The sequence below is a fragment of the Vreelandella venusta genome, from assembly GCF_007989605.1.
GTDB lineage: Bacteria > Pseudomonadota > Gammaproteobacteria > Pseudomonadales > Halomonadaceae > Vreelandella > Vreelandella venusta.
In genome coordinates, this window is sequence record NZ_BJUL01000025.1 from 1 (window position 1) to 13,916 (window position 13,916).

Annotated in this window: 13 protein-coding genes; 11 read left to right on the top strand and 2 right to left on the bottom strand. The window is 52.8% G+C overall.

Going from position 1 to position 13,916, the window contains the following annotated elements; translation table 11 throughout:
• The 7 genes from HVE01_RS17970 to HVE01_RS18000 form a co-directional block, all read left to right on the top strand.
• Positions 1-532 (top strand): DNA polymerase III subunit gamma/tau C-terminal domain-containing protein (locus HVE01_RS17970; RefSeq protein ID WP_286365167.1); only part of this gene is annotated, 532 nt, incomplete at its 5' end.
• 54 nt (positions 533-586) lie between these two features.
• Positions 587-913 (top strand): YbaB/EbfC family nucleoid-associated protein, encoded by a 327-nt coding sequence (locus tag HVE01_RS17975; protein WP_038482905.1) that lies wholly within the window; start codon positions 587-589, stop codon positions 911-913.
• A gap of 2 nt (positions 914-915) precedes the next feature.
• Complete coding sequence (gene recR / locus HVE01_RS17980; protein WP_146945263.1) at positions 916-1,521, top strand: recombination mediator RecR; 606 nt, start codon at positions 916-918, stop codon at positions 1,519-1,521.
• A gap of 53 nt (positions 1,522-1,574) precedes the next feature.
• On the top strand, positions 1,575-2,705 hold the full coding sequence (rnd, locus tag HVE01_RS17985; protein WP_146945264.1) for a ribonuclease D: 1,131 nt from the start codon (positions 1,575-1,577) through the stop codon (positions 2,703-2,705).
• Entirely contained in the window at positions 2,705-2,998 is a 294-nt protein-coding gene (locus HVE01_RS17990) for a YcgL domain-containing protein (protein WP_125746839.1), read from the top strand. Before rnd ends, HVE01_RS17990 begins: the two co-directional genes overlap by 1 nt.
• 47 nt (positions 2,999-3,045) lie before the next feature.
• The gene (locus HVE01_RS17995) at positions 3,046-3,642 is read left to right on the top strand and encodes an acyl carrier protein phosphodiesterase (RefSeq protein ID WP_146945265.1); all 597 of its coding nucleotides are present in this window, start codon (positions 3,046-3,048) and stop codon (positions 3,640-3,642) included.
• 18 nt (positions 3,643-3,660) lie between these two features.
• The gene (locus HVE01_RS18000; protein WP_038482916.1) at positions 3,661-4,119 is read left to right on the top strand and encodes a YcgN family cysteine cluster protein; all 459 of its coding nucleotides are present in this window, start codon (positions 3,661-3,663) and stop codon (positions 4,117-4,119) included.
• A gap of 56 nt (positions 4,120-4,175) precedes the next feature.
• Here HVE01_RS18000 and HVE01_RS19925 read toward each other — a convergent pair whose 3' ends face one another.
• Complete coding sequence (locus tag HVE01_RS19925; RefSeq protein WP_186808872.1) at positions 4,176-4,343, bottom strand: hypothetical protein; 168 nt, start codon at positions 4,341-4,343, stop codon at positions 4,176-4,178.
• A 172-nt stretch (positions 4,344-4,515) separates the two neighbouring features.
• Positions 4,516-6,621 (bottom strand): S9 family peptidase, encoded by a 2,106-nt coding sequence (locus HVE01_RS18005; protein ID WP_146945266.1) that lies wholly within the window; start codon positions 6,619-6,621, stop codon positions 4,516-4,518.
• A 62-nt stretch (positions 6,622-6,683) separates the two neighbouring features.
• Between HVE01_RS18005 and HVE01_RS18010 the strand changes: the two genes are divergently transcribed.
• The 4 genes from HVE01_RS18010 to hrpA all read left to right on the top strand — a co-directional run bounded on the left by HVE01_RS18010 (position 6,684) and on the right by hrpA (position 13,898).
• The gene (locus HVE01_RS18010; RefSeq protein ID WP_146945267.1) at positions 6,684-7,109 is read left to right on the top strand and encodes a hypothetical protein; all 426 of its coding nucleotides are present in this window, start codon (positions 6,684-6,686) and stop codon (positions 7,107-7,109) included.
• Positions 7,110-7,142: 33 nt separating this feature from the next.
• Complete coding sequence (locus HVE01_RS18015) at positions 7,143-7,928, top strand: class II glutamine amidotransferase (protein ID WP_125746847.1); 786 nt, start codon at positions 7,143-7,145, stop codon at positions 7,926-7,928.
• 185 nt (positions 7,929-8,113) lie between these two features.
• A complete protein-coding gene (locus tag HVE01_RS18020; RefSeq protein ID WP_146945268.1) occupies positions 8,114-9,784 on the top strand; it encodes an AMP-binding protein in 1,671 nt (556 codons plus the stop codon).
• A gap of 100 nt (positions 9,785-9,884) precedes the next feature.
• Complete coding sequence (hrpA, locus tag HVE01_RS18025) at positions 9,885-13,898, top strand: ATP-dependent RNA helicase HrpA (protein WP_146945269.1); 4,014 nt, start codon at positions 9,885-9,887, stop codon at positions 13,896-13,898.
• The last annotated feature ends 18 nt before the right edge of the window (positions 13,899-13,916 follow it).

Below are 13,916 nucleotides of genomic sequence, written 5' to 3' on the forward strand. Positions count from 1 at the left end.
AGAGCCAGAGCCAGAGCCAGAGCCAGAGCCAGAGCCAGAGCCAGAGCCAGAGCCAGAGCCAGAGCCAGAGCCAGAGCCAGAGCCAGTCTCCAATGAGGTGTCTGCCAACAGCCAAGTCGTTTCTGACGGCCGTTTAGACCATGCTGGCTGGCTGGCATGCTTTAGTGCCCTTGGGCTAGGCGGTCTTACCCGTAATTTGGCAGCACATTGTCAGCTTGAAAACGATGATGGCCATACGGTGGTGTTGCGGCTTGACCCTAGTCAATCCGCTATGCAGGCCGATGTTCACAATAGTCGTATTGAACGCGCGCTAAGCAGTTATGGGTTGCCTCGACGTATCGAGTTTACGGTAGCTGATTTAGCACCTGAGCTCGAAACGCCGCGTCAGCAGGAAGAGCGCCAGCAGAAAGAGCGCCACTCGTTGGCTGTTGATCTATTACACCGCGACCCCAATATACAGAAGCTACAGCAGGCATTTGGGGCTACTCTCATTGAGTCAACCGTTAAGCCCACGTCTGACAAGCGCTCATAGCCGCTGACAGTTGACTCGCGATGCTTATTTTTTATTCCTTCAGGAGATAACCGCATGTTTAAAGGTGGAATGGGCAACATAATGAAGCAAGCCCAAGAGATGCAGGAAAAGATGCAGCAGATTCAAGAAGAAGCTGCTAAAGCGGAAGTACATGGCGAAGCGGGCGCCGGTATGGTGAAAATCACCATGAACGGCCGTCACGATGTTACCAATGTCACTATCGATCCCAGCGTTCTTGAAGAAGACAAAGAGCTGTTGGAAGATTTGCTCGCTGCTGCGGTGAATGATGCTGTTCGTAAAGTAGAAGCAAACTCCAAAGCGAAAATGGAAGAAGCGACGGCAGGCTTAAACTTGCCGCCTGGCTTCAAGATGCCGTTCTAAGCATGCGCTTTTCCCCGCTTGTTGAGCAACTGATGGACGCTTTTCGTGTGTTGCCGGGCGTTGGGCCAAAAACGGCTCAACGCATGGCGATGCATTTGCTAGAACGCGAGCGCCCAGGAGGGCAACGGTTGGCAGCGGTAATTCAGCAGGCCATTGAAGAAGTTGGTTATTGCCAGTGCTGCCGAACGTTGACTGAAGCGGATATCTGCGCGCTGTGCGAAAGTCCCCGCCGTGATGATGCGTTGCTGTGTGTCGTTGAGTCGCCTGCTGATCAGCTTGCTATTGAAGAGGCGGGGGGCTTCCAAGGGCGCTATTTTGTCTTACATGGTCATCTTTCGCCGCTGGACGGCATTGGTCCAGATGCCATTGGATTGGATTTATTGGAAAGCCGCGTAGCAGAAGGCAATATTCGCGAAATCGTGCTTGCCACCAATCCAACTGTAGAAGGTGAGGCAACCGCGCACTTCATTGCCGGCCAACTTGCCCACTACGGTGTCTCTTTTTCGCGACTCGCCTATGGTGTGCCCATGGGCGGAGAGCTTGAGTATGTAGACGGTGGTACGCTAAGCCGCGCCTTTAATGGTCGCCAGCCTTTCGCCAGCGATTGACCCTTATAAAAAACGCAAGCGCTTTTGCGATTGTGCCAACCCGGAAGTTTGCTTTGTCCTCTTTAGCCCCCCAGTTGTATCAATGGATTGATAGTGCCGACGCCTTAGATGCTGCATGCGAGCAGGTCGCTGGTGCCAGTGTGATTGCCCTAGATACTGAGTTTTTCCGTGAAAATACGTTTTTTCCGGTGCCAGCGCTTATTCAGTTCACCGCCGGCGACATGGCGTATTTAGTGGATCCGGTGAGCACGCCTTGCACCGCTGCTTTTGGTGATTTGTTGCAAAATAGTGCTATCAAATTACTGCATGCCTGCAGCGAAGACCTCGAGGTTTTCCAGCACTGGGCTGGCGTATTGCCAGCACCGCTCATCGATACACAAGTTGCTCAGGCTTTTTTGGGGGAAACTCCCGGCATGGGCTATCAAAAATTGGTAGAGCACTGGATGGGGGAAACGCTGCCTAAAGAAGAGACGCGTTCCAACTGGTTAGAGCGCCCCTTGACGCCCTCCCAGTGTGAATATGCGGCGTTAGATGTTATCTATTTGCTGAAGGTCTGGGAGTTTCAAGCAGAGAAACTTGAGCAATTAGGGCGGCGCGAGTGGCTAAACGAGGAGTGTGCCAGTCTTATTGAGCAGGCAGGCCGCAGCGTCGAGAGCGATGGCCAATGGTATACGCGCCAGCGGCAGCTATGGCGTCTTGATCCTCGCCAGCTTGAAGCCTACCGCTTAATGACCATTTGGCGGGAAGGGGAAACCCGCCGTCGGGATTTACCGCGTAATTGGTTGGTTAGCGATAAGCTGTTGTTCGCGGTGGCTGAAAAAATGCCTAAAAATCGTTATGAGCTAGCAGACGTTGAAGGGGTTAAGCCGCCCCTGGTTAAAAAAGAGGGCGATACGCTGTTGTCGCTGGTGAAACAGGCTCAACATTGCCCCGAAGGTGATTTGCCTGCGCGCTGGCCAGACCCGATGCATCCGGTGTTTAAACGGCGCTTTAAAGCACTTAAAAAGGTAGTGACTGAGAAGGCTGCTGAGCTACAAATAGCGCCCGAAATGTTACTGCGGCGGCGAGATATTGAGGCGCTCGTGATGCAGCGGCTTGCAAATCAGCCATTAACGGCACTCGGCGGTTGGCGTCATACCTATTTAGCTCAAGAAATTCATCAGGCGCTTGAGGAGTCAGCGTAATGAGCGAGAAACTGCTTTGTGAGATTTTAAAAAGCTCACGCAAAGACGAAATGTATCTCTACATAGATAAGCAGAAAGGGGTGTCATCCGTACCCGATGCATTAATGGACACCTTCGGTAAGCCAGTGCCGGTGCTGACAATGATACTGACCGCTGATAAAAAGCTGGCTCGGGTAAATGCTGCTGATGTGATGGAGGCAATCCAAGAGCAAGGTTTTTACCTGCAAATGCCGCCGGCGAAAGAAGCCTATTTGCTGGATATTCACCGCGCACAGGCAGCTAGCCGCGAATGAACGTAATGAGCTTCTTGCCATGAGCATTTTGCTATGAGCGTTTTGCCATGAACTTTCTTGCCCATGCTTGGCTTGCCCATCCTGGCAGTGATGAGTTTCTGTACGGAAATTTGATTGCTGACGGTGTGAAGGGGCAAGACTTAACGGCTTGGTCGCCAGATGTTGCTAGCGGCATACGGCATCATCGCCGTGTGGATGCTTGGATTGATCGGCATCCAAACGTTTTAGAGGCCAAGCAGCGCGCGCCACGTGCTCAGCGGCGTTACGCCGGTATCGCGTTAGATATCGTGTGGGATCATTTTCTTGCTCGTCAGCAGGCGGGAGAGCAGCAGCACCAGTTAATCGAGCGCTGCTATCAGCTGTTACAGGCTTGGCCTGCACCGCAACGGTTGTCTACCATGATGCCGCTGCTGGTTAAGCATGATTGGCTACACCGATACGCTGATTTTGACTTTACCTGTCGCGCAGTAGCCGGCGTAGGTCAACGGCTATCAGGGCCGAACCGCTTAGCCGAGTTAGTGCCTTGGCTCTACCTGGACTATGCATGCTTAGCCGCCGACTTTGCCGTGTTATGGCAAGAGTGCCGAGTTACGCTAACCAGCAGCGGTGGAACTGCGGAGGGTGAGGATATTCAGACATGTTGAAAGTAAAGGGAATCAATGATGGTAGCGGCCATGCGTGAACGCTTCTGGGAAAGATATTCGCTAGAAGAATTAACGCCCCAAGAGTGGGAGGCGCTATGCGATGGCTGTGGCCAGTGTTGCTTGTTGAAGCTCCACGACGATGAAACGCAAGAATTGGCGGTGCTTAACGTTGCCTGTCGGTTGCTGGATATTCACAGTTGCCAGTGCAGTGACTATGAAAATCGTTTCGATAGCGTACCCGACTGTACCCAACTGACGCCTGAGCTCGTCAAAGAGTTTACCTGGCTGCCGCACACATGTGGCTATCGGCGTGTTGCTGAAGGGCGCAAGCTAGCAGGATGGCATCCGCTGCTGAGTAATGATGCTGAGCGCGTTCACCGGAAGGGCGTGAGCGTAAGAAGCTTTGCGGTTTCCCAAGATGACGTGCCCGAGCGCCTGTTGGAAGAGCATATTATCGCTGTATTGCCGATGTCCTAAACCTAACCGTTGCCCTCCCTGGCATGCTCATTAACCGCTGGCTAACGGTCATAACGTTAGCTGGCGGTTTTGCTTTTTGTGCTATCCCAAATGGTTAAAAACGCTTCTTTAAGCGGCGAGGGCTGTGGCTTCGCTGTGGTTTCTCGCGTCGCCGCTTGATCGGTTGGCGCTGTTGTCTTTAGCGGGGTATCCCAAATGGTTGGAAACTGTTCCTGGTAGCTCATGGTGTGCTCCTGATTCTGCTGGTTAGACGTTTGTCTATAAAACTAATAGATAGTATGACGTAAAAATAATTTTATGGAAATGCTTTCCATAAAATTATTGCTCACAAAAAAAGCAGCGCCTAGGCGCTGCCTGAATGCTATTTTGGAACTTGCACTGTTTGTTGATAAGTAACTATTGCGCTTGCTTTGCCGTATCCATGGGGGCTAGCCCGAGTGCCCACAGAATAAATGCGTCTTGGCGAGCCGTATCTCGCCAAGCTTTGAACCTGCCGGATGCGCCGCCGTGGCCGCTAGTCATGTCGGTATGAAGCAGTACAGGAGCATTGCCTTGTTGCGCCTCGCTAACGCGGGCATAAAACTTGGCAGGCTCCCAGTAACTAACGCGAGTATCAAACCAGTTGCCCTCTATCCATAGCGCTGGGTAGTGCTGGGCGCGTATGTTGTCGATAGGTGAGTAGCCAGCGATACGCTCAGCGACTTCTGGGTCTTCAGGATTGCCCCACTCACTATATTCGGCGGTGGTAAGCGGTAACTCTGGGTTCTGCATAGTACGGAGCACATCCAGAAACGGCACCTCCAATATCGCTGCGCAAAATGCCTCAGGTTTACGGTTGATGCAGGTGCCGACTAACAAACCGCCTGCGCTTGCCCCACAAGCCACTATCCGTGCTGGCTGGCTAAGCCCCTCGTTTACTAGCGCCTCTCGGGCAGCTAAGAAGTCGTTAAAGCTATTCTCTTTATAAGCCATTTTGCCCTTTAGATACCACGGTTCGCCTCGCTCACCGCCGCCGCGTACGTGGGCGACTGCAAAGGCTGCGCCACGTTCCAGTAGTTCGAGCCGAGCAATTGAGAACCAGGGATCAAGTGCTTCACCATAGGCACCATATCCATACAGCAGCGTGGGCAGTGGTTGGCCGGCTAAGTCAGCGCGCATGACAATGGATACTGGCACGCGTTCGCCATCAGCGCTGGTTGCCCATATACGTTGGCTGACTAATTGATCTGGCTGCAGTTGGCCATAAATGGGCACTTGCTTAAGTAGCGTACGTTCACCGCTATCCAGGTTTAGCGCATACCAGCTGGGAGGGCGAGTAAACGACTCTTCACGTAGATGGACGGTATTGGCATCGAAGTGTGGCGAATCTTCTAGCAACTGCGAGCAGGGCGTTTCAGGTAGCTCTATATGCTTATCTAGTGTGAGGTTGTGATCTTTATCTAGCACTAAGCGGCGTAACATAACCTGGGCATCACGATGGCTTCGCTCGGCGATGATTAGCCCCCATGCAAACGCATCGACCCCTTCTAGGGTAGTGTCTTCACGGTGGGCTATCAGCGACTTCCACTCGGCAGTAGGGTTACTGAGCTGAGCAGTGCTTGTGAAGTCGAGTTGAAAATGCGGGCCGGCGAGATTTTGTAAGCGATAAAACGTACCAGGGCGATGATCAATGCTCACTTCAACCCCTGCCTGGCGGGCATGTAGGCACATCGGGGAAGCATGTGGCTGGTCTGCCGGCACGGCATGGATTTCTGTTGTATCTTTCGAACCGCTTTCAATCAAAAGCCATGCTTTCGAGCGCGTTTTGCCAATCCCAATCCAGAACTCCGAATCGTTCTCACGCATTACTAAGCTTGGTTCTGCAAGGCTTTCTGGCGTTGAAAACGGTACCCACACACGCCAGATCGAGTCCGGACGCTGAGTGTCATCAAAGCGTGTAAATAGCAGCGTTGCGCCGTTGGTTGTCTCATTCTCTGCCCAGCATACGCTAGGGCCAATATCGCTTAGTAGTTGCTGAGGTTTTCCGTCAGGTAGTGCTTTTAACCACAGTGTAAAGCGCTCGTCGCCTTGGGTATCTTCCGTCCAGGCAAGCCACTGCTCATTCGGGGAAAGTGCCATGTCGCCCATATCATAAAAAGGCTGACCGGCGGCACGCTCACGTACGTCAAGAAAGCACTCGTGAGCATCGGGCTGGTTGTTTCGGTGGCGCCACCAGCAGGGGTAGTCATCTTCGGCGGCAGTCGTGCTCCAGAACGTAAAGTGGTCAAGCGCTGTCTTAAGGCTGGTTATTGCCAATTCACGACGCGCTAAGTGGCTTTGATAAAGTGTTTCAGCAAGCGGCCGTAAAGGAGCAAACCATTCATTATGCTGGTGGTTCGCGGCTGCTAAAAAAAGCGATACGTCAGGCGCATCACGCTCTTCTAACCAGTGCCATTCTGGAGAATTAGCGCGATAATAATGCGTGACAGGCGAGCCTTCGTGCTTATCAGGCTGTGCTTTCATAAATTGATAGGTACCATAACGGGAAATCAACGTCGGGTGTCTCCACCCACATGAGGGGTATTATGCTGTTTGAAGACTCAATGTCACTGCTGTGGTCAAGTTATTACGTTCTTTCACTGGTTGTACTGGTTGCTGTCTACTTTGCGCTAGCTTTCTTGCCTCGCCTACCGCGTTTGGTGATTACTTGGTGTGTGGCGGGGGCGATGTGGATACCTGCAGGGTATCAGTTACCGTTAGTAGAAGAGGGTGAGTTTTATACCGGCTGGGCACCGGCTGCCATGGTGTCTGCGGTTGCTTTTCTTGAGCATAGCGCCAGTGCACTACGGGGTGGTTTGCTGTGGTTGATTTTAGGCATTGCCTTAGGCGCATGTGTTGGCATTGCCCTGTGGTGGTGGCGTAGGCCAGAACCTTATGACGATGTGTCTCAGCATCAGTCCCAGGAAGAAGATCCTCAGCCAACCCGGCGCCGGGAACCAGTGATTAACTAATGCGAGTACAAGGCGCGATGATGGAGCTAGCCGATGTGTGAATTACTAGGCATGAGCGCCAATGTTCCTACCGATATTTGTTTCAGCTTTTCCGGCTTTTTACACCGCGGTGGGGGCACTGGGCCTCACCGCGATGGGTGGGGCATCGCATTTTACGAGGAGGGTGGGTACCGCGAGTTTCGTGACCCTCACCCTTCGGTTAATTCTCCGATAGCTCGCTTAATCTGTGAATATCCTATCAAGTCCAATGTAGTGATTAGCCACATTCGCCAAGCGAATGTAGGCGGCGTACGGCTGGCAAATACCCACCCATTTACCCGTGAAATGTGGGGGCGGCCCTGGTGCTATGCCCATAATGGCCAATTGAGTGATTGGCAGCAGTTACCATTAGGTACGTACACCCCGGTAGGTAATACCGACAGTGAACATGCGTTTTGCTGGTTAATGGGCGAGCTGCGTCGTTGCTTTCCCACGCCGCCTGCGTTTCCTGAATCATTGTGGGAGCGTTTGCATGGGCTATGTGAAGAGTTGCGCGGACTAGGCGTTTTTAACCTACTGTTATCTGATGGCGTTTACTTATATAGCTACTGCTCGACCAAGTTGGCGCATATTACTCGTCGCGCACCTTTTGGTGAGGCGGAGCTGTCCGATGCAGAGTTAACGGTTAACTTTATCGAGCATACGACGCCTAACGATATTGTCTCTGTGATTGCTACAGAGCCGCTTACTCAAAATGAAGCGTGGCAGCGAATGGTTCCTGGTGAATTATTGGTATGGCGCGAGGGAGAGATCAAAGCGAGTTACGGTCATAGCAAATAGTGTGGTGACACAGCGTGAGCGACAGCAACAGGGCAGTGCTTTAAGCTAAAGTTGAAACGCCAGTTTCAATCGATCGTTTTACAGCGTGCTGCCTGTCGTATATGGTTGGCTCTTTTAGGCTTGCTAGTTAGTCACGCACAATAACAAGGTCGGTCAAATATCGACACGGATAGCGGAGATTGCCCATGAGCGAAAACGCCAATGCCCACGTATTACGTGGCCCAGCGCTTGAAGGCTTGGATCAGTACAACTCAGTCACGGATGTCTTTCATTCAGCGGTTAAACGTTTTGCCAACAAGCCGGCATTTAGCTGCATGGGCAAAACCCTAACGTTTGCCGATCTTGATCGTCTTTCTGCTAACTTTGCCGCTTGGTTGCAGCACGAAACCGACTTGGTTCCTGGCGACCGAATCGCCATTCAGTTACCTAACGTGCTGCAGTTTCCTGTGGCGGTGTTTGGTGCGCTAAGAGCGGGGCTGGTGGTCGTTAATACCAATCCGCTATACACCGAGCGGGAGATGGCGCACCAGTTCAAAGACTCAAATGCCAAAGCTATTGTGATTCTGGCCAATATGGCGGATAAGCTTGAGAAAGTGTTGGATAAAACGGATATCCAACACGTCTTGGTGACCCAGCTTGCCGATATGCACGATGTACCGAAGCGTTGGCTAATTAACGCCGTTGTTAAGCACGTTAAAAAGATGGTGCCTGCCTACTCGCTACCCAAGGCTGTTGGTTTCCGTGATGCACTGAAAAAAGGCGCGTCGTTACATCATACCGAGGTGCAACGCACCATGGATGATGTGGCTGCACTGCAATACACCGGTGGCACCACCGGTATGCCTAAAGGCGCGATGCTGACCCACCGGAACCTCGTGGCCAATATGCTTCAGGCGCGTGCCGCTATCGGTGAACACTTGACCGATGGCGAAGAGCTGGTAATTGCGCCATTGCCGGTCTATCACATCTATACGTTTACCGTTAACTGTCTATTCCTGATGGAAACAGGCAACCACTCGCTATTGATTACGAACCCTCGCGATTTAGCTAGCTTTGTCAAAGAGCTTAAAGGCTTGCCATTTACCGGGTTTATTGGTCTGAACACGCTGTTTAATGCGCTGTGTAACCGAGATGACTTTAAGCAGCTCGATTTTTCAAAGCTAAAGCTGACCATTTCCGGCGGTATGGCACTGACTAAAGCGGCGGCTCAGCGTTGGGAAGAGACAACGGGGTGCCCGATTGCAGAAGGCTACGGGCTAACCGAAACATCGCCCATTGTTAGCTTTAACCCCACAAATGCTATACAGCTGGGCACTATTGGCAAGCCAGTGGCTGGTACCGCGGTGAAAGTGATCGATGCAGACGGCCATGATGTCCCCATGGGCGAGCCTGGTGAACTTTGTGTGCAAGGGCCTCAGGTGATGAAAGGTTACTGGCAGCGCGAAGATGAAACCCGCAATTCTATTGATGAAAACGGCTGGTTCCATACGGGCGATATTGCCGTGTTGCAAGATGATGGCTACATCAAGATCGTTGATCGTAAAAAAGATATGATTTTAGTATCTGGCTTTAATGTCTACCCCAATGAAATCGAAGATGTCGTGGCAGCGCATCCAGATGTGTTGGAGTCTGCGGCCGTGGGAGTGCCAGATGAAGGTGCTGGAGAGGCCATCAAGCTATTCGTTGTTTCCAAAAACAGTGAATTAGACGCTGAGACGCTGCGCAAGTGGTGCAAAAAAGAGCTAACCGGCTACAAAGTTCCGAAGTACGTAGAGTTTCGTGATGAGCTTCCCAAAACCAACGTTGGCAAGGTATTGCGTCGACAGCTCCGCGATCAGGAAACAAGCAACGCTTAAGCACTTAATCTGGTCGCCATTAGGTGGTTGTTAGGCGTCCTGTTATCGAAGGCGTTACAATAGTCGGCCCACTCATGCAGTGGGCCGATTTTATTCTGAGATGGAAACCGAGCCTAACGTGACCACCGACACGCAAACTTCCCATGCTGACGCCCAGAACGCTTATCCACTCACCGTATTAGATGAGGAGATAAGGCACGTTATGCTGCGTGATGCACAGCAGCTAGCGCGTCGTGTGGCAGGCCTTAAGCGGCGTCAACGAGACAGAAAACCGATTGACCGCGGTGTCCAGCAAGTCCAGCGCGACCTGGAAAAAGCTAAGCGCCTGCTGGCTAACCGTGAAGCACTCAAGGTAGCGCTGGAGTATCCTGCCGAGTTGCCTGTAGTCGAACGACGAGAGGATATCCTAAACGCTATCCGCGACCATCAAGTTGTCGTCGTGGCGGGGGAGACAGGGTCGGGCAAAACCACTCAGTTGCCTAAAATATGCCTAGAGCTTGGCCGTGGGCGTAAAGGAGTGATTGGGCATACCCAGCCACGTCGACTGGCAGCACGTAGCGTTGCCGGGCGATTAGCGGAAGAGATGAGCGTGCAGTTGGGTGAGCAGGTGGGCTACCAAGTACGCTTCAATGATCAAAGCTCCCCAAATACGCTCGTAAAGCTGATGACGGACGGTATCTTGCTGGCAGAAACCCAGCACGACCCTTTGCTGCTGCGTTATGACACGCTGATTATTGATGAGGCGCACGAGCGTAGCCTTAACATCGATTTTTTGCTGGGTTATTTAAAGCGCCTGCTGCCTAAACGTCCTGATCTAAAAGTTATTATTACCTCAGCCACCATCGATGTAGATCGTTTTGCTGCCCACTTCGGCAGTGCCACCGCGCCTGCGCCGGTGGTTGAAGTCTCTGGCCGCACGTTTGCTGTTGATGTTCGCTATCGCCCGTTGGTGCGTAGCGAAGAGGATGAAGAAGATCGGACACTACAAGAAGGCATTTTGCATGCCGTGCACGAAATCGAAACCATCGAGCGTGAGAAGGGTTGGCTGCATGGTCCTCGCGACGTGCTGGTGTTTTTGCCCGGAGAGCGTGAGATTCGTGAGACGGCCGATACCCTGCGGCGGGCTGACCTAACCGGCACCGAGATATTGCCGCTCTATGCTCGGCTTTCCAACGAAGAGCAAAATCGTGTCTTTGCTTCCCATCGAGGGCGGCGAATAGTGCTGGCGACTAACGTTGCGGAAACCTCGCTTACGGTACCGGGAATTCGCTACGTTATTGACCCAGGCTTGGTGCGGATCAGTCGCTACAGCTATCGGGCGAAAATACAGCGACTACCGATTGAGCCGATTAGCCAGGCCAGCGCCAACCAGCGTAAAGGTCGCTGTGGACGGGTGGCAGAAGGGGTATGCATTCGTCTTTATGATGAAGAGGATTTCCTATCGCGACCAGCGTTTACCGATCCAGAAATTCAGCGCACCAATTTAGCGTCGGTCATTCTTTCCATGCTGGCGCTGAAACTTGGCAGCATTGAGGCATTTCCTTTTGTTGATCCGCCCGATGGTCGGTTCATAAAAGATGGCTTTCGTTTGCTGTTTGAACTGGGGGCGGTAGACGACCAGCAGCGCCTGACCACGCTGGGGCGTAAGCTCGCTAAGCTACCCATCGACCCACGGCTAGCGCGTATGGTCCTGGCAGGCGCCGAACGAGGCAGCCTGCGGGATGTGTTGATTGTGGTATCGGCTCTGGCAATACAAGACCCAAGAGACCGACCAGCCGACAAACGCCAAGCGGCGGATCAAGCGCACCAGCGCTGGCATGATCCCGATTCTGATTTTGTTGCGTTGTTAAACTTATGGCATGGCATCGAAAATGCCCGCGAGGCGCTCTCAGGCAACCAACTACGTCGCTGGTGTCGCGAGCACTATATTAACTATCTGCGCATGCGCGAATGGCATGACACGTTCCGTCAATTGCGTCAGCTGCTGCGCGATATGGACATCGACGTGCCCGCACCGCTGCCTAGAGATGAAGGCGAAAGCGAAGAGCAAGCCAAGCAAGCGCGCCGTAAAACGTCAGGAAAACTGCACCAGGCACTGTTGTCCGGGTTGCTGTCTAACCTGGGCACACTGCTGGAAAATCGTGAATATCTCGGTGCGCGTAATCGTAAGTTTATGATTCATCCCGGTTCAGGATTGGCGAAAAAAACGCCGAAGTGGGTAATGGCGTTTGAGCTGATTGAAACCACTAAATTGTTTGCCCGGACAGTGGCAAAAATTGACCCTCAGTGGATTGAGCCTCAAGCGCAGCACCTGATAAAAAGCAGCTACAGCGAGCCTCACTGGGAAATGAAACGTGCCCAGGTTGTGGCGTTTGAGCAAGTAACCCTGTTTGGTTTGCCGATCGTTGCCCGTCGCCGCGTGCATTATGGTCCTATCGCTCCCCAAGAGTCCCGGGAGCTGTTTATTCGTCGTGGGCTAGTGGAAGGCGAATTTCAGACGAAGGGTGAGTTTTTTGCCCATAACCGAGCGCTGATTGAAGAGGTCGAGGCGCTCGAAGATCGTGCACGTCGGCGTGATATTCTGGTCGATGAAGAGACGTTGTTTGCTTTTTATGATGAACGGCTCCCTCACGATATCGTTAATGGCAAAGGGTTTGAGCACTGGCGCAAGCAAGTGGAGCGTGAGTCTCCTGACTTATTAAAATTCGATATTGAGGCACTTAAAGCACGGGATGCCAACGACGTGACTCAGGCGCAGTACCCTGATCATCTGACGTTGGCAGGGGTTGCCTATCCGGTTAGCTATCACTTTGATCCTGACGCAGAAGATGATGGCGTTACGCTAACCGTGCCCGCTGCTATGTTGCCTCAGTTGCCCGTGCATGCCCTTGAGTGGTTAGTGCCTGGATTGCTGCGTGAAAAGTGTATTGCGCTGCTTAAATCCCTGCCGAAAAGCATTCGTCGCCAGGTGGTCCCCATTCCTGACTGGGTCGATGCAGCGCTGGAAATGCTCGTGCCCGACAAGCGCCCACTGACCGAGGCGCTGGGCGAGTTTATTCGGCGGCGAACGGGGACGCGGGTCCATCCTGATGACTGGCGGCTAGATCTGCTAGCACCGCATTTAATTATGAACGTGCGCGTGGTCGATCACGCTGGCAAAACGTTGGGCCAGGGGCGTGACGTGCGTGCCCTGGAGCGGCGCTTTGAGGAAGCCGCCAGCAAGGGAGCTCAGGCATTATCAGAGCAGGCTAGTCAGGCGCCGGCGCTTGAAGGCCTCCCAAATGAGCCGCTCCCTGAGTCCCGGGTGACGACTCAGGCGGGTATCCGTGTTGAAGCTTACCCGGCACTGGTGGCAGAAGAAGCCCGCTTCAAAGTGGCCCTTTTCGATCATCCCGCCAAGGCCGCGGCAGCTCATCAAATGGGCGTGGCTCGTTTGGCAATTTCACAACAGCCGGATCAAGTGAAAGCGATTAAGCGTTTGCCTGGCGTGGAAACATGCGCGTTGTTGTTTGCCAAGGTAGGCAACAAGAATGAATTAGTTGATGATCTTTTACTGGCGGTATTTACTCAAGTAGTGGCCACGCATCCGCTGCCACGCTCGGAGCAAGCGCTTAAGCAGCGCTTGCAAGCGACTGAAGGAAGCTTGTTAGCGCATGCACAAACACTGTTAACGCATGTTGAGGCAGCGCTGAAGGGGCACTTGGCGGTAACCAAGATCTTGAAAGGTAAACTCAATTTTGCGTTGGCGCTTGTTTACAGTGATGTCAGTGCCCAGATGAAGCGATTGGTTTACCCCGGTTTCATTCGCGATGCAGGAGAGTGGTTAACGGAGTATCCTCGTTATACAGAGGCTGCGTTAATTCGGCTTGAAAAAGCCGCGCGCGAGCGAGGCCGCGACCAAATGCTGATGCACGATGTCCAAGCACTGGAAACACGTTTTGACGCGCGCCGTAAAAGCGAACGTAGAGGCGACGCGGAAGACCCAGAGTTAGTGGCATTTGGTTGGTGGATTCAGGAGCTGCGGGTGTCTCTGTTTGCCCAGCAGTTGGGGACTAAAATGCCCGTTTCTGTGAAGCGCCTAGAAAAGCGTTGGGAAGAGCTTATTAGCGTTTAACGCTTGTCATAAGACGAT